The following is a 21,999-nucleotide window of genomic DNA, read 5'->3' as shown; positions in this document are numbered from 1 at the left end:
ATTATCTGATCAGTGTTGCCGTGGCGGTGGGGTTTTGCAAGCAGTTTGTAATCTGCTACCAGACGCCGATCATAATCCCGGAAGATCCTTCGCCAGCTCTGATTTTCAGCACAGCTTCATCGGTCTGAGTGACCCGGTTTTTACGGTCGGTCAAACGGTCCAGCAACAAATCCTGCATGTCGGCACGAATGTCCTGATGATCGGGTGAGGTCCCTAAATCATCAAATTCATCGGGATCGTTTTCAAGATCGAATAATTGCGGTTGGAACCCTTTGAAATAGACGTATTTCCATTGCTCCGTGCGGATCATATAGGCTCGGGCCTTGCTGGCCGGGATGTCGAGAGCTTCACGGACATTGTAGAATGCATAGTCAATTTCACTGAAAGCGGCTTTACGCCAGTCATCAGGTGCCTTGCCGTGAAGCAGAGGTGAGAGAGAGCGACCTTCAAGCCGGTGATAGGGCGGCTCCATACCCATTGTCTCGATGAATGTCGGCAGCAAGTCGATGGCTTCTACAAGCCGGGTCTCCACCTGTCCACGGGTGCTGTCTGCAGCTTCGCATGGGTCGTAGATGATGAGCGGAACCCGAACACTGGCTTCGTGGAACAGCTCTTTTTCGCCCATCCAGTGATCGCCGAGATAATCGCCATGATCCGATGTAAACACAATGATGGTGTCATTCATGCGTCCAGATTCTTCCAGATGTGCGAATAGGCGACCCAGATGGTCATCAATCTGCTTCACAAGGCCCATATACCCTGTAATGACCCGCTCGCGGGCTTCACGGTCAGAGAAGGTTTTTGAAACCGCCTCTTCATAGAAGGCCTGAATGACCGGGTGGCTGGTTTCCCGCTCTTTTTGAGAGCGATGCACCGGTAAAAACTGGTTGCGATCATACATGTCGTGGTAGGGCGCAGGGGCAATATAGGGCCAATGCGGTTTGATGTAAGACAGATGCAGGCACCATGGCTGATCACCGGTTTCTGCAATGAACTCCATGGCACGGTCTGTCATATAAGCAGTTTCGGAGTGCGGTTCAGCAACGCGGGCGGGCAGATGTGAGTTGCGCAAATGCCAGCCGCTGAGGATTTCCCCATCCGGGCCTTCGGCTGAGTTTGCCCAGGTGTGCCAGGGGTTTTCACCGTCATAGCCTTGCTCGCGAAGCCAGTCATTATAGGCCAGTTTGCCACCGCGTCGTCTTAATCCTGCGTCCGGGTGTAAACCATCATCGCGTTCAAACGGTTCGAAGCCCGGCTGGGACATGATGGTGCCGATGGCTGTGTCCGCCTTCAGGCCTAGCCGTTCCATGCCTTCCTTGTCGGGAGTCATGTGAGTTTTCCCGACGACGGCCGTCCTCATTCCAGCCGGCTTGAGATAGTCGCTCATGGTCCATTCACCAATTGGCAAAGGGACCTGATTCCAGGTGGAGCCATGGCTGAATGTCGTGCGGCCTGTATAGCATGAAGCGCGAGATGGTCCGCAGACCGGTGACTGCACATAGGCTCGGTCAAACCGAACGCCCTTTTGAGCCAGGCGATCAATGTTCGGTGTTTCCAGATACGGATGGCCATAGCAAGACAGATAATCCCAACGCAATTGGTCGGCCATGATGAAGAGGATATTTTTGACTTTAGCCATGTCGCTAACCCTTGATAATAGTGCCGGACATCATCGCATGAGACCGGGGAGGAAGGTGGCAATTGCCGGGATGAGCAGGACCAGGATGAGCGCAATCACATCGGCAACAATAAAGGGCGTAACGCCGCGAAAAATATCCGCAAGACGAATGCTTGGCATCACCGATTTGACCACAAAGACATTCATGCCAATTGGCGGCGTGATGAGCCCCAGTTCAGTGACCAGAACTACCACAATGCCGAACCAGACCATATCCACGTCCGCTTGAATCAGGGTTGGAAGAAAGACGGGTACGAGCAACAGCAGAATGCCGATGGATTCAAAGACCATTCCCATCAGAACCGCGATAATGGCAACGACAATGACCAGACCCAGCGGCGACAGGTTCATGTCTTCGACGAAGAAAACCAGATCATAAGGCATGCCTGACAGATTGATGAATTGAGCAAAGACGAGTGCGCCAAATATTACAATGAACAGGGATGCAGTGGTTTTGCCGGCTTCTCCCAGCACGTCGATCCATTCTCCGGGAGTGCGCAGGTGCCCACGCATGATTGCGATCACAGCTGCACCGAACGCACCAATGCCCGAGGCTTCTGTCGGTGTGAAAACCCGACCGTAGATGCCGCCGAGAACCAGAAGAAACAATCCGATGATTGGCCAGACGGCCCTGAAAGCACGCTTCTTGTCTTCTTCGGATAGTGGGTCGCCTGCCGGACCTGATTCAGGCTTGAACCGCACGGTTATGGCAACAGCTCCCATGAACAGCGATACCAGCAAGATGCCGGGCAACACACCGGCAATGAACAATTCGCCAATGTCCTGCTCTGCAACAACGGCATAAATGACCAGTGGTACAGAGGGCGGGATCATGATGCCAAGCGTCCCACCTGCAGCGATGGTGCCGGAGGCGAGGGAGTCGGAATAGCCATATTTGCGCATGGGCGGCATGGCGACTTTTGTCATGGTGGCGGCTGTGGCCAGCGAAGAGCCGCAGACAGCGGAAAACCCGGCGCAGGCGACGACTGTGGACAAAGCCAGGCCGCCTCGAAACCGTCCAAGACCGGCATAGGCGGCGTCATACAGATCGCGGCTGATTTCAGCGCGGTAGATGAACACACCCATAAGAATGAAAAGGGGAATGACGCTCAGATTGTAGTTCATTGCGTCTTCGATGACCTGTTGTCCGGTCATGGCAAAGGCCGCTTCCCAGCCCCTTTGGGTGGCAAAGCCGACCAGGCCGACAAGCAGGGTGGCGTATCCGACCCGGAAGCCGAAGAAACAAAGGGCCAGCAAGATTGCAAAGCCAATAAGCGCGCTTGTCATAGATCACCCAGTCCAATCGGCTTGTCGGAACCGGCCTCAGCAGCTGGCTTGGGGCGGTCAATGAGCCCTAGAATCTGGGCCACCAGGCTGAGGGCCGACAGGCCGGCAATAATGGCTGCCAGATAGGCGAGGGGCCATTCCAGAACCACGGTAATTCGATTGTTTACTGCGGATTCTTCGGCGAACACAGCCAATTGCCAGGCGATGACAGCCATGCCAATCAGTGAAAAGAGCTGGATGAGAAACGGGCGTAGTTTTGGCATTAGGGCCTGAAGCGGGCCTTCCAGCAGTTCAACGGCAATGTGCTCATCATAGGCATTGACGAGGCCGAGACCGGCGAAAATAGTCATTGCCAGAAGAAACTGGATCATTTCTGCAGCGCCAAAGATAGGCGCACTGAACACATAACGCCCAACCACGTCGACAAAGGTCAGAATCATCATAGCGAACAGCAGGGCGGCGGACATGAATTTCATGGTTGGCAGCAGGAGCGAGAGCGCTCCTGCTGCCATTTTTCTGTAGCCGGACTTTGGCCGTTGGGTCACTTAGACAGTTCCTGAACGCGTTTAACGTAGTAGTCGTATGCGCCTTGACCATCGATGCCAGCCTCATTGGCTTTGGCAATCCAGTTTTCAGCGACGAAACTGGAAGCTTCGCGCAGGGCAGCTTCAAATGCCGGATCGGCGTCGATGATTTCGATTTCCGCTTCCTTGAACTCTTCAAGCGCTGTTTGATCCGCTTCCATCCAGTGCTGTGCTGCCATGCGGGCAAATTTCACACCACTAAGCTCTGTGATCGCCGCACGATCTTGTTCCGAAATCTCCATCCACTTATCCTTGTTGATGATCAGGGAAAAGCTGGTGGAATAAATGGCATCCTTGAAGCGGGTCATGGATTTTGTGTAGGGGATCACACGGAAATCGCGGACCGCTGTCGGGCTGAGGCCAATATGGGCATCCACCACGCCACGCGAGATGATTTCATTCGCCTGAACTGCGGGCCCGGATACAACGCCAGCGCCAATTTTTTTCATTGTTGCTGCCAGTGCGCCTGGCAGAGCCCAGATTTTCCGAGAGACCAGATCATCCATCGAATTCAATGGTTCGTCAGTCTGGCTGTACAACTCAGCGGGCGTGATAACCCACATGGACAGGAGATGTACGGAATCAAATTCGTCGGGGAAAAACTTGTTTCGGGTTTCCCACAAAGCTTCCGACATAGCTGGTGCATCGGTTGTTGCGATGAACGGATTCATGGCCACCAATGGTCCGGTGACGCGACCCTGGATGAGACCGTTAAACTGCGGGGCAACATCTGCGATGCCCTTTTCAACGGAATTCAACTGCTCGGGTGGTGCGGCGACGGATTTCGGCGGAATGATGCCGCGAACCCGCCCTTCCGTGGCTTCTTCAACTTCTGCAAGCCATGTGGGCAAAACCGATTGGCAGACATAGTGCTGCGGCGGCCAGAAGCAATTGACCAGAAGTCTGGTGTTTGCATTAGCAATGCCAGCAATACTGCTGAACAGACCTGCCAGAAGCAGGGTTTTGATGATTAGACGCATAATTTCCTCCATTGCGTAACGAGCCTGCAAGTGGGCCATTTGCTGTTACGCGGTCTCCCTAAGAAGGCCCCTTTCGAGTTCCAGACCGTGGGTTTGCACGGCCGTTTTCAGCTTGACGATCATTTCCATCAACTGTTCCACCTCGGCTGGTGAAAAGTCCTCAAAGTAAGCGTCAAACAATTTCAATATATCGGGTGCTGCCCTGTCAATCATGGCGCGGCCCTTATCGGTCAGGCTAACAGTGGACCGACGGCGATCCATTGCATCAACCTGGCGTGCAACCAGACCGCTTTCCTCTGTTGCATCGACGATTTTACTGAGGGTGGACCGATCAAAGCCGCCAAAAGCCGCCAGATCATGCACGGACTGGTGATCCTCTTCGCGCAACATCACCATGATGCGCCACATGCGATGATCAATGCCGTGGCGGCGCAAGACGCGTTTTGCATTCAGCCGGTGCTGCCGTTCCAACAGATTCAAGTGGAACATTGGCAGTTTCGAAACTCTGAAATCCGCTGGCTGCATAATGACTGAGATGCCTTAAGTGATCAAATTCAGTGAATTTTCACATAAATTGCATGTTTGTGCAAGTGAGGCACCGTTTACTCCAGTGAGGAGAGGTGGGTTTCTTTCCAAATTTGCAATTTCCATGTGGAAAAGCTGGGCTCTGGAAATGCTGCAAACGGGATGACGCAATTCAGTGCTCGACTGTGTCTATTTTTTAATCATGCCTTTTACGACACCGACAATCGCCAGCATAACGCCGCCGCCAACGCCGCCGCCAACGATTTGAGTTATGATCGAACCTATATCGAGGCCGCCTCCGCTGCTCATGCCCAGAACTGCAGTCAATAACTGGCCGCCGATACCTCCGCCCACGATCCCGGCAAGTGAGTTACCGAGCGTGCCAAGGTCCAGGTTTTTGAGTGTCTTACCAGCGACATTTCCGCCGATGGCTCCGCTGACCAGTTGAATAATAATCGGTAGTAGTGATTCCATCATGTTGCCCCTCTATGCGCCATGGTGTGTTCTGAGTCCGGTTCAGACTGAGCCTCAATCAAATGGCCGTCAAGGCGTGCATCCTGCTGGAAACAGATGCATTCTGAAATGCTTATCCTGCACCCCAGGTATCGTTCAATCGGTAGCCTTGTGGCCTGGGATCGTCTGGATCGTGCATGTGTTGGTGGGTTCCGGTGATCCAGGCGCGGCCTGTAATTTGTGGGGTAATGGCCGCGTGCTGGCCAGTTTGGCCGACAGCGACCATCTTGCCCTCAAGCGAGAATGGATGATGGCGCGTGCTTCGGTCGCATGGGTTGGAGGCAGGAAGCGGTCGATCAGCTGCAAATGCAGCGTTGACGGGATAGAGCGCAAAAGCAATAAACAGCGGTCTGCCGTGGAGATCGTGTCCACTGCAAACCTAAATCATGTTCTCGTTTGATCAGGTGTGGAATGGACATTGCAATTGTTGGTGCCGGACAGGCAGGTGTTTCTCTGGCAACCCGGCTGCGGGCATTGAAACATGATGGAGCGATCACTCTGATTGGCGAAGAACCGGTTGCGCCCTATCAACGACCACCGCTTTCCAAGAATTACCTATTGGGTGACAAAAGCTTTGACAGCCTGCTGCTGAAGCCCGCCAGTTTTTATGAAGAGCAATCCATTGATCTGCTGACAGGCAAGCAGGTCGCAGGAATCGACCGGGTCAATCAACGTCTGGATTTCTCAGATGGTGCGACCCATGGCTACGACGCTTTGGCACTGACCACCGGTAGCGCTGCGCGCAAGCTGCCTGCAGAAATTGGCGGCGCCCTTGAGGGAGTCTTCACCTTGCGCAGTGCGCAGGACGTAGACGCTATTTCAGCCAGCCTGTTTGCAACAGGGGAGCGCTCCGATGGCAAACCCGGACGGGTTCTGATTGTTGGCGGCGGCTATCTGGGCCTGGAGGCTGCTGCCTCGGCCACCAAGCGCGGTTTGCAGGTCACGCTGATTGAAATGGGAGACCGTATTTTGCAGCGGGTTGCCGGTACAGAAACGTCTGCCTTTTTCCGGGCTTTGCATCACAGTCATGGTGTTGATCTGCGCGAGGGCGTTGGTCTTGATTACCTGATCGGGACAGACAGGGTTCGTGGTGCCAGATTATCTGATGGTTCCGAACTGGATGTGGATGTGGTTGTTGTTGCTATTGGCGTTGATGCCAATGCCGGGCTTGCCCGGGCCGCTGGCCTTGAGGTGGAAAACGGGATTGTGGTTGATGCGCAGTGCCAAACTTTGGATGCGAGCATATTTGCGGCAGGTGATTGTACATCTTTTCCACATGGTGACAGCCATATTCGCCTGGAGAGTGTTGGCAATGCCATTGCTCAGGCGGAGGCTGCGGCAGGCAGCATCACTGGCGCAACGGAGCCTTACGTCGCAAAGCCATGGTTCTGGTCAGATCAGTATGATGCCAAATTGCAGATAGCCGGATTGAATATGGGGTATGACCGCGTGGTGACCCGAAACAGGACCGGGAGTGCTCCGTCCTTCTGGTATTTCCATGGTGACGAATTGTTGGCTGTAGATGCCGTGAATGACGGGCGCGCCTATATGGCGGGCAAAAAATTGATCGAGATGGGCCGAACAGCTGACCCGGATCTGATTGCAGACCCGGGCCATGATTTGAAGCTGTTGTTGAGGCGCTGATCTCGCTGCTTCTTACATTTTTGCGGTGATGAACTGGCCGGGCTTGATCTCAAGTTCCGGGAGAATGGTCTGACGCTTGTTGCCTTCCAGATGAAGGTCAAAGCTGTAGCGACCGGCACCAAGCGGCATTGGCCCCCAGCGGTTGGTCATTGTGGCCTCTTCACCTGTATCCAGATCTGTTGCGATCAGTTTGAATTTGCCTTCAATGGCGGTTTCAAATGTGATGCCGGATGTCAGCATGGCATCAGCAAAGCCTGTTTCGGTAACTTCGACAGTACCAAACGGCGCTGCGCGGTGGCCATGTTCTGTCAGGCGCAGGGCTACACTGTATTTGCCGGGCGCAAGAAAGAGCGGGCCTTGGGCGTCCGTTTTGATCTGGTCACCATTTTCATGGGTGAAGATGATGTTGTAGACATCGTCGCCCCAGGCGCTGTTCCAGGCAACATTGACACCCTGGTCCAGTGGAAGTTGCTGCAACTGGCCTTCTTCCAGAACGACGCGACCCAGATTGGCTTCGCTGTGGTCATGCTCGCTTTGGCGAATGAGCAATGTGTATGTTCCGGCAGGCACAGGGACTGCATCCCACACCCAATACCAGGCAGCGGCATCGCGGCCACGGAATGACTTTTTGACTTTTGCGCCTTCTGGCAGAAGTTGCCAATAATAAGGGGGCTCGGTTTCGGCAGGGGGAACCAGTTGAAGGCCGGTCTTGATTGGTGCATCAGTTACCTTGCCAGATTCCACGGTTACAATTTGCGGCAGCATGACTTCCTCTGCGCCATGTTCCAGATGGCGCCAGGCCAACTGATAATCGCCGGGCATGACCGAGACTTCATTCTCATTTGTCTTGGCGATTTCCTCGCCCGTTTCGGGATCCAGGATCTTCCAATATTTTGGTGCCTGGGTCCAAGCGGCCATATCGAGGCGAATGGTGCCTGGACCGGCAATCTGAATGGTGATGGCATTTCCAGTGTCTGCCACTTCGGGTGTGGCGACGACGATCGGCTCAGGTGCTGCGATGGGTTCTGCAGTGCGGATGCTTTCAGTCACTTTGGCCAAAGCATTCTTTAGCCCGCTCAAATCATCTGCTGTGAAATACTGGCCATTGCCTTTGTCAGCGACACATTGCAACTGGGTTCTGGTTGGCTGATCAACGGCATAGCCTATGACGTGAATGTTGAGATTGGCCTGTGACGTTGCCAGCGCTTCTGCGACCGCACAGGGATCACCTTCGCAGGTTTCGATGCCGTCGCTGACCAGAACTATTGTTGTCTGATCTTCAATTCCCGTCAGCTTTTCACCGGCCAGTTTCAAGGCATCTGAAATTGGTGTTTTGCCGCGTGGCTGAAGCGTTGCGATGATTTCTGAAATATTTGAACTGCCCCCAAGGGTTGCTTCCTGAACGACTTCAATATCGCCACAATCACCTTTGCGGCGGTGGCCATAGGCAATCAGACCGGTTGAGATACTGTCCGGGAGCGCTCCCACCAACTCGCTCATGGCGTCGCGTGCAGCCACAATTTTCATCTGATTGTCGGGCAGTCGGCCCCACATGGATCCGGAAGCATCCAGAATGAACATGGATGTTGGCTCCGCTTCGGCCTGCAAAGAGAGGCTGGCGGTCATTACCAGTCCGACGGACAGGGCTTTTAGAGTGAGCGATTTCATGAGTTCGGTATCCTTGGTCTTTAGTCGGTCAGTAGAAAGTTCGGTTATGGATTTTCAGTATTTATTGTAAGCGCCGCCAAACCAGGGGGTTAGGACGTCGAGATTCAACGTGTCTTCGCCAAGTTTGGAACCATTGGGCGTAACGCCGCCATTGATGAAGACTTCATACGCGGTTTCATTGGGTAGCTTGTTCAGTGGAAGATCCGGGAAATAGACGGCACCTGCACCTTTGATCGGCCAGTCACCGGGATAAGTGCCGGAGAATTCGTAGCGATCGCGTTCGCCGGCTTCGTTGGGTACAGGGGAGAGGAAGAAGGGTTTGTCAAAAAGTGTTGAGACAAGCAGACCACCTGTTGCCACGTCGGTTCCGCGTTTCTCCCGTCCGCCGCCGGACAGTCCCCAGACGTCTATCAATTCCTTCGGGGCATCTGTCATTGTCAGTTGAAGTTTGAGCGTGGGGGGCGTGGTATCGATGATGTCCTGCGCAGAAGCCTTTGTATCTCCGGTTACCATTTCTGAAAGGCCTGTAAGCAGATGCTGCGTCTGCAATTCTCCCGAGACTTCACCGGTTATCGTGAATGCGCCGTCCTTCAGGCTTTCTAATTTGCAATAGGGGGCAGGGCCGTTCTGCGGTGCCGGGGGTGTCCATGCGCAAGGCGCGACGCCTTCGTAGCGAATGATGCCGCTGCCGTTGGCTTTGCCATCCGATGTGATCGTAACGGTGCCCCAAAGCCCCATAACCATATTGGACAGAGATTCCTTTTCCTGTTCAACCGCAACGAGGCCACCGAAAGCGTGGACCTGCGTATTCAATTCGACCGCATCTGCCGACAATAAGCAGGCACTCCAAAATGCACCGATTAGCGGAGCAATTTTATAGAATTGGTGCATGACAAGGACTTTCATTCAATTGAGCACAACAATCTGAACGTCTTGTTTGAATAAATGATGAGCCGGTATTGGCAAAAAAGCGTAATTATATTTGGTGAACAAAACCTATCGATAGTTCAGAGGCGTTGCCATTCGCTCCTGCACGCTGCCAGTCTCGATAGAGTCTCTGGTGTAAATCGTGCCTCGCTGATAGGCTTTGGTTTCTGAAATTAAAAAGCCACTTGGGAGCGTCAGTTGATTACCAGCCGTATTGAGTTTCTGGTACGCCGATTGCGCGAGCGGTTGTGGGTCAAGCCACTTGCCTATTGTATACTCGCTGTGATCGGCGCTCTGTTGGCGCATGCTGCTGATTTTACCAAACTGGCTTCTTTTGTTCCGGAAATCACAACTGAAACTTTGAAAACGCTGCTCTCAATCATTTCCAATACAATGCTGGCTGTTGCGACGTTTGCGGTCGCGTCCATGATTTCAGCCTATGCATCTGCCAGCCGCTCAGCGACGCCAAGGGCATTTGCGCTTGTGGTGGCCGATGACACGTCTCAGTTGGCGTTGTCGAGCTTTATCGGAGCTTTCATCTTCAGCATTGTGGCCACCATTGCGGTGACCACCGGCTATTACGGGAAGGCAGGCCACTTCGTACTGTTTTTGATGGTTTTGATGACCTTCGCTGTTGTCATTGTGACGTTTGTTCGCTGGGTTGACAGCATTGCCAGGCTGGGACGAATGGGCACAACCATCGAGACCGTTGAAGCAGCTGCAACTGAAGCTCTTGAAAGGCGCCGTCTGAGTCCAAATTTGGGCGGTCAGTCGGCTTTGGATACAGACGGGGATGTAGCTGGCAGCGGCAAGCCTTTGCTGACAGCGAAGGTTGGATACATCCAGCATTTAGAGATGGAAGCCTTGCAACATATTGCAGAGAAAAGCGGGCTGAAAATCACAATTGCTTCCCTTCCAGGTAGTTTTATCGGCCCCGGCAAGCCTTTGGCTTTTCTGGAGGGAAACGATGGTGAGATTGATACGGAATTACGCGAGGAGCTTATAGAAGCCTTTCTGATTGGGAATCAACGTACCTATGATGAGGACCCCCGTTTTGGTCTGATTGTGCTTTCCGAAATTGCAGCCAGAGCGCTGTCGCCAGGTATTAATGACCCGGGCACTGCGATTGCCATTGTCGGAACAATGGTGCGCCTGTTTGCGTCATGGGCGCGCCCATTGGATGATGATGATGACAAAGCGGAAATTCTGTTCGATAGAGTTTATGTGCCCGAATTGTCGTGTGATGAAATGTTCAGTGATGCGTTCACAGCGATCGCCAGGGATGGCGCTGAAATTGTTGAAGTTGGTGTCCGGCTTCAAAAAGCGTTTCTTGCACTGACACAATTGGAAAGTGCTGAGTTGACCAAGGTTGCCAAAAGCCAGTCAGAAAGCGCATTTTCGCGGGCTGAAAAAGCGCTTGTACTGCCTTCGGATTTGGAGAAGATAAAGGTCTTGGTGGAAAAGGTGCAAGGGGCGTAGTTTGCACCAGCTGTTCATCGGCAGAAAATGTTGAATGTTCAGAGTCACTTGATCGAATCACCTGTTCAATGCGCCGAATCAACAAAAATCGCTGATTCCCCTTGAAACTTGACGTGATTCGCTGCAGTTACTTTTTGGTCCTTGCCTCAGAATACGCGTTTTGGGGAACTGAGTCGCAAAAGTGGGCAAATTTCTTGTGCAAAGGCTTCAAATCGCGGGCTTTGTTCCTATCTTGTTAAGACGCTGCGAAAGCGTCTCGAATATGTCGGTAAAACCGACAATGGATGTCAGGGTTAATCGGAGATTAATCTCCGAAATCTATGACAGAGGTGTGAAAACAGAATCGACTGCCGGTCACTCCGGAATCTGTGGTTCTGGATAAAGGTAAGTTTGATTGCCAGTTGTAGCCGGAATAGCAAAATTATCTGAATGGTTAAACGCTATAGTCGGTCAATCTGGTGTGAGTAAACAATTTTTCGGAGTAGGTGGCTTCATGAATAATTCACGGGCGCGATATGTGAACGCTGCTGTGGCTTATGATGATCGGCCTGCTTCTTTTATAATGTAACCGAGCAGCCGGGTTTTGGCATACACCAACCCGGCGTTTCGTTTGGAGAGTTTGCATGTCCTTGGCAGGAAAAACAGCAGAAACAGCACCTAAAAAAACCACGCCTCCGCCAGCTACAAGCGGCGAGGGATCAGATGGCCCGTTGCTGGATCTGAATAATGCCGCCGTCAAAAAGATGATCAAGCTCGCCAAGAAGCGCGGCTTTGTCACCTATGAAGAACTGAATTCCGTACTGCCATCTGCCGAAGTCACTTCCGAGCAGATTGAAGATACCATGTCCTTGTTGTCCGATATGGGCATTAATGTGGTTGAGCAGGAAGAAGCTGAAGAAGCCGAAGAGACCGAAAGCAGCGAACTGGCGCAAGTGGATGACAGCAATAAATCTGTTGCCAAAGCGACCACCGCAAAAGAGCCTACCGATCGGACCGATGACCCTGTCCGCATGTATTTGCGCGAGATGGGTTCTGTTGAACTGTTGTCACGTGAGGGCGAGATCGCCATTGCCAAGCGCATCGAGGCTGGCCGTGAAGCGATGATTTCCGGCCTGTGCGAAAGTCCGCTGACTTTCCAGGCGATCATTATCTGGCGCGATGAACTGGCAGAAGGTAACATTCTGCTGCGCGACATCATTGATCTGGACGCCACTTATGCAGGTCCGGATGCCAAAAAACTGCAGGAAGATCACAGCGCCAAGACGCCTGAAGAACGTAAGGCTGAGGAAGAGCGCAAGGCAGCTGCAGCCAAGGAAGCTGAAGATCGGGCTGCCGAGGAAGACGACGACGAGGAAGATGAGGGCAATCTTTCGCTTGCCGCCATGGAAGCAGAGCTGAAGCCTCAAGTTGTCGAAATGTTTGACAAGATCGCGACCACTTATGAGGAAATGCGCAGACTGCATGACAAATCAGTTGATCTGCAATTGCGGGACAAGGCGCTTTCCGATGACGAGCATGTGGCTCACAACGAACTGACTCTGTCGGTGATTGAAGATGTTAAGTCTTTGGCGCTGAACAATAATCGTATCGAAAGTCTTGTTGAGCAGCTTTACGACATTAACAAGCAATTGATGACTCGCGAAGGACGGTTGATGCGGCTTGCTATCAGCTACCGTGTCAAACGCGACGAGTTTTTGTCCGAATATCAGGGCCGTGAGCTGGATCCGAATTGGGTTGCTCACATTTCCGGATTGAAAAGCAAGAACTGGCAGGCATTTGCGGAAAAAGAAGAAAATACGATCGGCCGTCTTCGGTCCGAAATTCAGGAACTTGCTACGGTCACCGGTTTGGACATTGGCGAGTATCGCCGCATTGTGTCCGGCGTGCAGAAGGGCGAGCGGGAAGCTGCCCTTGCCAAGAAAGAAATGGTCGAAGCCAATCTGCGGCTCGTGATTTCCATCGCCAAGAAATACACCAATCGTGGTCTGCAATTCCTTGATCTCATTCAGGAAGGCAATATTGGCCTGATGAAGGCCGTGGATAAATTTGAATACCGCCGCGGCTACAAATTCTCCACCTATGCAACATGGTGGATTCGTCAGGCGATCACACGTTCGATTGCTGATCAGGCGCGGACCATTCGTATTCCGGTTCACATGATCGAGACAATCAACAAGATTGTCCGCACATCGCGCCAGATGCTGCACGAGATTGGTCGTGAGCCAACCCCGGAAGAACTTGCTGAAAAACTGCAGATGCCACTTGAGAAGGTGCGCAAAGTTCTGAAGATCGCCAAAGAGCCGATTTCTCTTGAAACACCGATTGGTGATGAGGAAGACAGCCATCTTGGTGACTTCATCGAAGACAAGAATGCTATTTTGCCAATTGATGCGGCGATCCAGTCCAACCTGCGCGAAACAACAACCCGTGTGCTGGCGTCTTTGACACCACGTGAAGAGCGTGTGCTGCGGATGCGGTTTGGTATTGGTATGAATACGGATCACACTCTGGAAGAGGTCGGGCAACAGTTCAGCGTGACCCGCGAGCGTATTCGCCAGATCGAAGCCAAGGCATTGCGCAAGCTGAAACACCCAAGCCGCTCACGCAAATTGCGGAGTTTCCTGGATAGTTAAATCCTGGAAAAACGGTTTGATGGGAATTTTGAAACCCGCATGGTTGTTTTTATCATGCGGGTTTTCTTATAATTTGATGCCGTTGTCATCTGCGTTTCAATTGCAGTGGGAAGCACAGCTTGATGTCTGATCCCTTTTTGCAATTCACCCAAATGCTTGCGCGCAGCCAATGGTGGGAACCGGCGCGTATTGAGGCCCTTCAGAGAAAAGCGCTTCAACGAATTCTAATACATGCCTGGCAACAGACACCTGCTTACAGGGAGCGACTGGCGCCGCTGTTTTCAGTTGACGATCAACCGGATTTATCGCGATGGAGCGATGTTCCTGTACTGACACGTCAGGAGGCGCAGGCCCGCGCCGACGAATTTTATGCAAGGCAGGTGCCGGATCAGGCCGGCGAATCCTTTGAGCAGCAGACCTCCGGCTCTACTGGAATGCCTCTGCGTCATCGGACAAGCGCACTTCAGCGCGTAGCTAACCAGGCGGCTGCTGCTCGGAGCCTTGATTGGTACAAAGTCGATCCAGATAAGTCATGTGCGCATTTTTCCGCTACAGTGCCCGGTGCATCTGACTTGCCCGATGGCACGACGCAACAAGAATGGCAAAGAGGTTCCCCCAAGGGTACCGGCTATTGGCTTGATCATAAATTAACCGATAGCGCACAGAAGTTGGCCTGGTTGCGCCGAAACCCAACAAATTATCTGGGAGCCTCTCCCAATACCGCATTGGGTATTGTGCTCGAAGCGCAAAACACACAGTCGGAACCGCCGCACTATGAGGCACTCATGCTGGGTGGCGAGATGTTGACACCCCATACCGAAACGATCTTGAGGGCTTGTTTGAGCGAGATACTGATCAATAATTATGGATCTGAAGAATGCGGACGAATGGCTGTGTGTTGCCCTGAATACAAGAACTTTCATCTTCATGAGGAATTCTGTTTGATAGAAGTTCTTGATGGAGAAAACAGTGCTGTGCAGCCCGGTCAGACGGGCAGGGTGGTGGTTACACCATTCTATAATTTCGCAATGCCATTAATCCGCTATGCCATCGGAGATTACGCAACTTTATCGGCTGAGTCATGTTCCTGTGGCAGGTCCAGTCGGACGCTTTCGAAGATTATGGGGCGGGAACGACATCTGTTTCGATTTGGAAATGGGACAAGTTTCTGGCCCTCTCTTCGCATCGAAGAATTTCAGGCGATTGTCCCATTCCAACAATGGCAAATTGTTCAGGACCGCGAGGACCATTTGAGCATAAGTTTAATATTGCCTGACACTGATATTTCATTTGATCGCAATGCATTTCGCATGGCGATATGCGATGCTTTTCGTCAGCAGGTCGACGTGGACATTACGCTCGTTTGTGACATCCCACGTGATTCAAGCGGGAAATTTGAGGAGTTCAAATCAACGCTTTAGAGAATTTCTTGCGAAGGGTGACCTTCGCAAATACTTTCCAATATAAAAATGCTCTATCCGGGGCCTTCGCCTGAATCAAACCCCTGCAGTTCAACTTCCAGATCGAACAGATCTTCATCACCATAACCATCGGGGTCATCTTCGCGATGACGGCGGATCAGGCTTTTGTCGTCTCCGAAGTAAACGCGCACTCCGCCCCAAACAGCATGATAGTCATCTTCACCAATGCGGCCTTCAGCAAACAGAGATACGCCATTGGAGAACAAATTCTGATCCAGTTGATATTCTGCACCCAACGCCAATGCGTTGCGTTCAGCGGTATATCGATGTCCGACCGAGACTTGAAAATCATCGTTTACGTAATAGGAGATATCTGTAAAGGCAAAGAAGCCGTCATCAGGCTCAGCAAACCCTGCGCCTGCGTCGATGAATTCGGCACCCAAAAGGGTTTTGGCCGTCCATTGACCGAAGTAATATTCACCTTCTACACCTACGCGGCTTACAGAGCCGTCAAAATCTTCGCGGTGGGTGTAAGAGCCATAGAGGCCCAGCAGGCCGACCGATGGATCGCGCCAGAAAAGATGCGCGCCGCCGCCGCCAACAAATTCACCGTCACGAACACCGAGAATGCCATCTCCCTGGAGACCATAGCGCAAACCAAGCGGGACGCTGATGGCACCGGTCAAGACGCCGAATTCATCATCCTCGAATTGCCCGCCGGAGAGGGCAAGCTTACCATTCAGGCCTGAAACTGCGGGAATGATGGTTGGTAGTGCAGGCGTGCCCTCAAGATACAGATCAGCACTGTATGCGGTTGCGCTGTGCAAGACGCCCGAAACCAAAGCGGTTGTGATTAGCAATTCACGTTTTATCATAGAAGGCGCACCGACTCTGTTTGATTGTTTATTACATATTTTAGGTTGAGTGGCTGGATATGTAAATGCTCAGACTTGTAAAATGGTCAAGATTGCTTTCCAAATTGGCCTTAAATGCCATGAAAGTAAATGACCGGCTTTGAGACTATGACAATTTACTTTTATGCACAGACAAATCCTTACGCCGAGTTCTCCAATTTTGCACCCTTTGGCGTGGCTTTCGAGGATGAATGGTGGCCCACTGTAGAGCACTATTTTCAGGCGCAGAAGTTTGAGGATGCGGGGTACCAAAACCGCATTCAGAATTGCGGCAAGCTCAAAAACGCCAGTACCCTTGGCCGCACACGGGCGTTTTCGCTGCGAGACGATTGGGAACAGGTGAAAGACGCAATTATGTACGCGGCCGTTAAGAAGAAGTTCGAGACGCATCCGTTGCCGCGAGACATGTTACTTGGGGACGAGCTTTTCGCTTCGCTCTTCTGCGCCTGCTAAAAATCCATATGCCAGCCATATTTTGCTGATGCACTAAGGCGGCTTAGACTCTCAGTGCAAAATTGGATATCAGCTTGCTCATTTATCTGGCTGAGAGGGAAGACCCGCTGATTGCAAGCCATTTAACTTCAAGGACGGGCTTGAGTTCTCATTAATTCAAATCATCTAATTCGACGACGATCACAACCGGAAGAGGTGGTGTGTCTGTTAGCGTGTTCTTTGTTGCCTCGGACACGGAACTCTTTATCAATTGGTGCGTTGTAGGTAAGTCGAAAGGAAACATCATGACATTCAAAAAAACACTTCTTGCAGCTGCTGCTGGCGGGCTCCTGGCCGCTACTCCTATAGCTTCTACCGGCCATGCTGATAGCGGCATTCAACTTGGTCAACTTGCCTGCGACGTAGAAGGGGGCATTGGTTTTATTTTCGGCTCATCCAAAGACCTTGCCTGTACCTTCACGCCAGCCAATGACAGCTACCCGGTCGAGGTCTACACGGGTACGATCGATAAATACGGTATTGATATCGGTGTGACCGGCGACGCCGTTATTCTGTGGACGGTCGTGGCTGCCGAAGAAGAAAAGTACGCCCCGCGTGCGCTCGCCGGTACGTATAGTGGTGCAACTGCATCAGCTGCGTTCGCAGTTGGGCTCGGTGCTAACGTGCTTGTTGGCGGATCATCAGAAGCGTTTGCTTTGCAGCCGCTTAGCGTCTCCGGCGCCAGCGGCGTTAATGTTGCCGTAGGCTTCGCTCAAATTAAACTCTACTAAAACACCTTGTCAGGTCTGCGCTTGAGCGCAGACCTGACACACGACCGTCTGATGACCGCTCACCGCGAAAATCAGTTTTTCGCTTCACCAAACCAGATAACTTCGTCCCCTGACTGCCATTTTGTATATTTCAGCATTATGGACGCAAATCGCCCTGAGGCTGTGAAGGCTTCCAGCGCTTTCATCAGGTCTGGCCAGTCCTGGCTGTCAAACCAGGGCCTGTCCACATTTGCGAACTGACGCACGAATGGCAGGATGGCGAGATCGACCAGCGATAATCGAGCGCCGAACAAGCCGCCGCTGTTAGTGCGCAATCGGTTGTCAAGCGTATGCAGGAAGCTGGATGCTATGTTGCGCTCTGATATCGGATCTGCACCTTCGTAACGATTGGCATATTTGTATCGATCAAGGGCTCGTTTGAACGAACCGTCATTTTCCGAAATCAATGCCAGCATGTCTGCCAAAGTTTCTTCGGTGGGCGTTAGCAAGCTTTCCGGATCAGATTGACCCAGGACGTGCAGCATCACGTCGAGACTTTCGTCGATAATTGTACCATCGGGCAAGACCAGAACCGGCACCGTCGCCTTTGGTGAAGCGGCAATGAATTCGGGCGCCTTATCCCGCAACAGGATTTCCCGCAATTCAACCTTGAAACCGGCTGACAGAATGGCCAGTCGCGCGCGCATCGCATAGGGGCAGCGTCGGAAGGAATACAGGATGGGGTGGCTGACGGGGTGTTGGCTCATTCTCGTAGCAATAGGCGTTTGGTTCGAAGTTGCAAGTTGGCCTGGTCTTTCTCATCAAGCTTCTTCTTTTGCTGCGTGAAAGCCTGGCGGCGGAGTTTCCGATATTCCCACGTTGCAAAAGGCCAGCTAAGCTATACCAAAACAATTCACTGGCGGCTTTATGACCCAAACCATTCTCACCTTATCCAGCGATGGCCCTGGCCTTTATGAATTCACTCACGCAGCAGAAATTTTTGTGCAAAATGCCGGGGTTGAGTCTGGCCTTTTGACACTGTTTTGTCAGCACACATCCTGTTCTTTGACGATCCAGGAAAATGCTGATCCGGATGTGCAGGTGGATTTGCAGAACTTTTTTGAGCGGTTGGTTCCCGATGGGAATGATGCGTCGATGCGCTGGATGATTCACACCGCAGAGGGACCGGATGATATGCCTGCTCATATCAAGGCGGCGCTGACACAGACGCATTTGAGTGTGCCTGTGATGAATGGCCGGCTTGCCTTGGGAACCTGGCAGGGTATCTATCTGTTTGAACATCGCAGCCGACCGCATCAACGGCAGGTCGTGCTGCATCTGGCTTAATGGCCGCCACAACCGAGAGGGCAAATCATGAGCGAAACATCTGCAGAACCGCGCGGTACATTAACGGTGCGCACGATGGCGATGCCCGCAGACACAAACGCCAATGGAGATATTTTTGGCGGCTGGGTCATGTCACGGATGGATCAGGCGGGTGGTATGGCGGGAGTGGAACGCGCCATGGGGCGGGTGGTCACCGTGTCGGTCGAAAGCATGAATTTCATTCAGCCAATGAAGGTCGGGGATGTGCTGTGCGTTTATTGTGACATTGACAAGGTGGGGCGAACCTCCATGAAGATCCATGTCGAGGCATTTGCAAAGCGCTTTCTTACGGGCGAGCGCCATAAGGTCACTGATGCGACCTTTACGTTCGTCGCTATCGACGAAGACGGGAAGCCTCGGCCGTTGCCTGAGCTGGTAGCAACTGATTGAGTTGGAAGCAGATGTGAATGACTGGGGAAAAGCCTGAGTCTTTAAAGGCGCTTGAGCCATCTTTTTGATAATCTGATTCATGTCGACTGTGGCTAGTGCCGGTGCTTTAGATTTGGCTCAGATTTTGCGCTTGTTGGATCCTCGGAACAAGTCCGAGGATGACGGGTTTGAAAGTAAGCGCCATCATCCAGTAAACCACGAAAGTTAGCCCATATTCGTCATCCTCGGACTTGTTCCGAGGATCCAGAAATTGGTGTTGCGGCAATGTTGTTGCGGCAGTGTTATTGCGCCAGAAGGAGCCGTCTTGACGGCTCCTGATAAGCAAAAGTTTATTGCTTCAGCGCCCATTCTACTGACACGGTCGCGCTGTAGCTGACTTCACCTGCCTCCACTGGAACCGGTGAACTGTCGGCGGCGCTGCGTGACATCATCATGGCCTCGGGACGGGGTTGAAAGCCTCCCTGTTCGCTGATCATTTGAATGGGACCAAGGGCGATGCCTGCCGCATCTGCATAATCCTGTGCTTTGGCGAGGGCGGCTGTCATGGCCATACGGCGGGCTTCAGCTTCCAGTGCTGCCGGTTCGTCTACAGCAAAGCGTGGACCGCTGATGGAATTGGCGCCAAGGGTGACTGCCTCGTTCAGCACATTGCCGATGAGTTTCAGATCGCGGATGCGCACGGTAACCATGTTTCGGACCGTATAGCCGACAATCGCAGGTCGATTTGGCCGCGTGCTGGATTTGCTGCTGGGGTAGACGATGTTCGGTTCAACGGAAAAATTGCTGGTTTGCAGATCCTTGCCTTCAATTCCGGCGGCTTTCAATGCATCGATGAAAGCTGTGGTACTGGCCGTGTTTTTTTCCAGCGCGGCGACAGCGTCTTCTGCTTCACTCACTGTGCCGATGGTAATAATCGCCATGTCCGGGCTTCCAGAAACCGAGCCCGTGCCGGTCAAAGACAAGGTGGGGATTTTGTCTTCTGCCCTTAGAGTATAAGGCGCTATGGCCAGAACGGTTGCTATGGCCAATGTGGCAAAAGCCGGGAAAAGCCGCATGGAAAGTCTCCGATTCTTTCAAATTATGTCAAACCGTTACCGGCGAATTGTGGTCTCAATTGGCCAAAGTTGGCTGTAACTGCGATGTCGTTGAGGAAAGAGTGCCATGGGCCGCGAAACCATCTTGCCCAATGCGCCAAGATGCGATAGCCAAGCACCCTGACTATTTGTCGCCCGTTGCGACATTTATTGTAGGCCTGTAGCTCAATTGGTTAGAGCCAGCGGCTCATAACCGCTTGGTTGGGGGTTCGAGTCCCTCCGGGCCTACCATTATTCTTCTAAGCCATTGTGATATAATATAAAAATCCAAAGTGAGAGAGTCTATTTTTTAGGTAAGGGATTTTGCTATCCTGTACCCATGATCATTTCAGGTTTGCAACATCAAGTCGGCGCAGGCCTGCACATGCTTTGACGCTGTTCCGGAGTATCGGTTGACTGGGCTGCTTTCCGCTACCGCTGTAGATTCGACTTCTGGCGAAATGCTCAATCACAACACTAATCCAGAAGGTCCCCGGTATATCGACGCAGCCCATGAAAGCTAGTTGGCTGCGGGTCGATATAGGTGGACCTCAGTTCCAGCGGTAAGAAAAAATCACTCAGCGGCGTTTCGTTGCGGTGATGTCTGGACATTGCAAAATGGGATTGTAAAAGAGGGATATGTTAAAACTCCCGCTTAAACTCATTGACAGTCTGAAGGTCCGCTCGGCGCATCGCGGGGCGATAAAGCGCCTCGACGGCAGGGTCGCCAATAAATTTGCGCTGCGCAAGTTCGTCTTAAATACGGAGTTTGGCCTTTGCTACAACCGCATCCAGAAGAACGCCAATTCAACCACGGTTATTTTGATGGACAGTATCAGCGGCGGCAATCGCGATGCCAAGATCAGCGGCGGCAACCGTGATGCCAAGCGGGCAAAAATAGCGGTTCCGTCAATCGGAGATCTTGGTCGGGCGGATATTTCCAGGCTTCATGAGTTCAGGTATTTCGTGGTCGTTCGCAATCCGTATTCAAGGGTTCTGTCCGCATTCCTTGATAAGTTCTCCAGAGAAAAATACAAAAGAAGACATCGCGAGTTCAGCCTTGACTCGGCTGGTTTTCATGAGTTCGTGCGCTGGTTGGATAAAGGCGGACTATCAAAGAACAGCCATTGGGATTTGCAGCAAAAGCAGATGTGTTTTGAGGTCAACGGTTACGACACTGTTATCAGTTTTGAAGACTACAACGCCGAAATTCGTGACTTTCTGGTGCGCTCTGGTGTGCCGGCGGACAGGATCAGCCTTGACGATTCTACAGCCAAGGGAATGCATCACAAAACCAGTGCATCTGACCGACTACACCAGTTCTATAACGCTGACACACAAAGCATCGTCAAGCGCTGCTTTATGAGCGACTTTTTGAACCTTGGTTACGATCCAGATCGGCTCGACTAACTCTAGTTACGCACCCCAAAATTTACAGACAACGCTAATGGCTGACCTTCTGAAAGGCGACAGTCGCCTAATCATTGACGCGTGTAAAAATGCGGACTGCTGCGCAACCAGACCGCCTCTCAAATCAGGTTGCCGGACAGATACGAAAACCCAATTTTTTCAATGATCTGCAGGATGGTTAGACACAAGTTTATACAAACATTCGGAGAATGTTGACCTGAACACCAGAGCCGTCATCAATTCTAGCCCTCCCATATGCTCTGCTTCGCAGCCTGAAAGCCATCG

At 52.2% G+C, this 21,999-nt stretch carries 20 protein-coding genes, 1 tRNA gene and 1 pseudogene; 10 read left to right on the top strand and 12 right to left on the bottom strand.

Annotated elements, in window-relative coordinates:
- Window positions 1-55 precede the first annotated feature (55 nt).
- The 7 genes and pseudogenes from RAL91_RS19300 to RAL91_RS19270 all read right to left on the bottom strand — a co-directional run.
- A complete protein-coding gene (locus RAL91_RS19300) occupies window positions 56-1,639 on the bottom strand; it encodes an alkaline phosphatase family protein (RefSeq protein WP_306257880.1) in 1,584 nt (527 codons plus the stop codon).
- A 30-nt stretch (window positions 1,640-1,669) separates the two neighbouring features.
- Window positions 1,670-2,965, bottom strand: coding sequence for a TRAP transporter large permease (locus RAL91_RS19295; RefSeq protein WP_306257879.1), 1,296 nt, complete (start codon window positions 2,963-2,965; stop codon window positions 1,670-1,672).
- Window positions 2,962-3,510, bottom strand: a complete 549-nt coding sequence (locus tag RAL91_RS19290) for a TRAP transporter small permease (RefSeq protein WP_306257878.1) — start codon at window positions 3,508-3,510, stop codon at window positions 2,962-2,964. The genes RAL91_RS19295 and RAL91_RS19290 overlap by 4 nt, the downstream gene beginning before the upstream one ends.
- Entirely contained in the window at window positions 3,507-4,529 is a 1,023-nt protein-coding gene (locus RAL91_RS19285; protein WP_306257877.1) for a hypothetical protein, read from the bottom strand. Before RAL91_RS19285 ends, RAL91_RS19290 begins: the two co-directional genes overlap by 4 nt.
- A gap of 45 nt (window positions 4,530-4,574) precedes the next feature.
- Complete coding sequence (locus tag RAL91_RS19280; RefSeq protein WP_306257876.1) at window positions 4,575-5,018, bottom strand: MarR family winged helix-turn-helix transcriptional regulator; 444 nt, start codon at window positions 5,016-5,018, stop codon at window positions 4,575-4,577.
- A gap of 225 nt (window positions 5,019-5,243) precedes the next feature.
- Window positions 5,244-5,528, bottom strand: coding sequence for a hypothetical protein (locus RAL91_RS19275; protein WP_306263009.1), 285 nt, complete (start codon window positions 5,526-5,528; stop codon window positions 5,244-5,246).
- Between the two features lie 112 nt (window positions 5,529-5,640).
- Window positions 5,641-5,799, bottom strand: a pseudogene (locus RAL91_RS19270) (proline racemase family protein); the annotation flags it as partial.
- A gap of 179 nt (window positions 5,800-5,978) precedes the next feature.
- Between RAL91_RS19270 and RAL91_RS19265 the strand changes: the two are divergent.
- On the top strand, window positions 5,979-7,211 hold the full coding sequence (locus RAL91_RS19265; protein WP_306257875.1) for an NAD(P)/FAD-dependent oxidoreductase: 1,233 nt from the start codon (window positions 5,979-5,981) through the stop codon (window positions 7,209-7,211).
- Between the two features lie 12 nt (window positions 7,212-7,223).
- Here the strand turns inward: RAL91_RS19265 and RAL91_RS19260 are convergent, their stop codons facing one another.
- Both RAL91_RS19260 and RAL91_RS19255 read right to left on the bottom strand, forming a co-directional pair.
- On the bottom strand, window positions 7,224-8,879 hold the full coding sequence (locus tag RAL91_RS19260; protein ID WP_306257874.1) for a VWA domain-containing protein: 1,656 nt from the start codon (window positions 8,877-8,879) through the stop codon (window positions 7,224-7,226).
- Between the two features lie 54 nt (window positions 8,880-8,933).
- The gene (locus RAL91_RS19255) at window positions 8,934-9,713 is read right to left on the bottom strand and encodes a hypothetical protein (protein WP_306257873.1); all 780 of its coding nucleotides are present in this window, start codon (window positions 9,711-9,713) and stop codon (window positions 8,934-8,936) included.
- Between the two features lie 291 nt (window positions 9,714-10,004).
- Between RAL91_RS19255 and RAL91_RS19250 the strand changes: the two genes are divergently transcribed.
- From RAL91_RS19250 to RAL91_RS19240, 3 genes are all read left to right on the top strand, one after another.
- Window positions 10,005-11,285: a DUF2254 domain-containing protein gene (locus RAL91_RS19250; RefSeq protein ID WP_306257872.1), complete on the top strand. Its 1,281-nt coding sequence runs from the start codon at window positions 10,005-10,007 to the stop codon at window positions 11,283-11,285.
- 623 nt (window positions 11,286-11,908) lie between these two features.
- On the top strand, window positions 11,909-13,918 hold the full coding sequence (gene rpoD, locus RAL91_RS19245) for an RNA polymerase sigma factor RpoD (RefSeq protein ID WP_306257871.1): 2,010 nt from the start codon (window positions 11,909-11,911) through the stop codon (window positions 13,916-13,918).
- A gap of 122 nt (window positions 13,919-14,040) precedes the next feature.
- A complete protein-coding gene (locus RAL91_RS19240; RefSeq protein WP_306257870.1) occupies window positions 14,041-15,339 on the top strand; it encodes a phenylacetate--CoA ligase family protein in 1,299 nt (432 codons plus the stop codon).
- Between the two features lie 53 nt (window positions 15,340-15,392).
- Here RAL91_RS19240 and RAL91_RS19235 read toward each other — a convergent pair whose 3' ends face one another.
- Complete coding sequence (locus RAL91_RS19235) at window positions 15,393-16,214, bottom strand: hypothetical protein (protein ID WP_306257869.1); 822 nt, start codon at window positions 16,212-16,214, stop codon at window positions 15,393-15,395.
- A 129-nt stretch (window positions 16,215-16,343) separates the two neighbouring features.
- Between RAL91_RS19235 and RAL91_RS19230 the strand changes: the two genes are divergently transcribed.
- Together RAL91_RS19230 and RAL91_RS19225 are read left to right on the top strand one after the other, a co-directional pair.
- A complete protein-coding gene (locus tag RAL91_RS19230; RefSeq protein ID WP_306257868.1) occupies window positions 16,344-16,706 on the top strand; it encodes an NADAR family protein in 363 nt (120 codons plus the stop codon).
- Between the two features lie 284 nt (window positions 16,707-16,990).
- On the top strand, window positions 16,991-17,476 hold the full coding sequence (locus tag RAL91_RS19225) for a DUF992 domain-containing protein (protein ID WP_306257867.1): 486 nt from the start codon (window positions 16,991-16,993) through the stop codon (window positions 17,474-17,476).
- 71 nt (window positions 17,477-17,547) lie between these two features.
- Here RAL91_RS19225 and RAL91_RS19220 read toward each other — a convergent pair whose 3' ends face one another.
- On the bottom strand, window positions 17,548-18,222 hold the full coding sequence (locus RAL91_RS19220) for a glutathione S-transferase (RefSeq protein WP_306257866.1): 675 nt from the start codon (window positions 18,220-18,222) through the stop codon (window positions 17,548-17,550).
- A gap of 160 nt (window positions 18,223-18,382) precedes the next feature.
- Here RAL91_RS19220 and RAL91_RS19215 point away from each other — a divergent pair, with 160 nt between their 5' ends.
- Complete coding sequence (locus tag RAL91_RS19215; RefSeq protein ID WP_306257865.1) at window positions 18,383-18,802, top strand: secondary thiamine-phosphate synthase enzyme YjbQ; 420 nt, start codon at window positions 18,383-18,385, stop codon at window positions 18,800-18,802.
- A gap of 27 nt (window positions 18,803-18,829) precedes the next feature.
- Entirely contained in the window at window positions 18,830-19,231 is a 402-nt protein-coding gene (locus RAL91_RS19210; RefSeq protein ID WP_306257864.1) for an acyl-CoA thioesterase, read from the top strand.
- A 329-nt stretch (window positions 19,232-19,560) separates the two neighbouring features.
- Here the strand turns inward: RAL91_RS19210 and RAL91_RS19205 are convergent, their stop codons facing one another.
- A complete protein-coding gene (locus RAL91_RS19205; protein WP_306257863.1) occupies window positions 19,561-20,286 on the bottom strand; it encodes an SIMPL domain-containing protein in 726 nt (241 codons plus the stop codon).
- A gap of 193 nt (window positions 20,287-20,479) precedes the next feature.
- On the opposite strand from RAL91_RS19205, the gene RAL91_RS19200 reads away from it, so the two are divergent.
- Window positions 20,480-20,556, top strand: a tRNA-Ile gene (locus RAL91_RS19200).
- A gap of 387 nt (window positions 20,557-20,943) precedes the next feature.
- Window positions 20,944-21,714 (top strand): sulfotransferase family 2 domain-containing protein, encoded by a 771-nt coding sequence (locus RAL91_RS19195; RefSeq protein ID WP_306257862.1) that lies wholly within the window; start codon window positions 20,944-20,946, stop codon window positions 21,712-21,714.
- The last annotated feature ends 285 nt before the right edge of the window (window positions 21,715-21,999 follow it).

This window comes from Pararhizobium sp. IMCC21322, assembly GCF_030758295.1.
Lineage (GTDB): Bacteria > Pseudomonadota > Alphaproteobacteria > Rhizobiales.
This window is presented reverse-complemented; position numbering and strand designations above follow the sequence as displayed.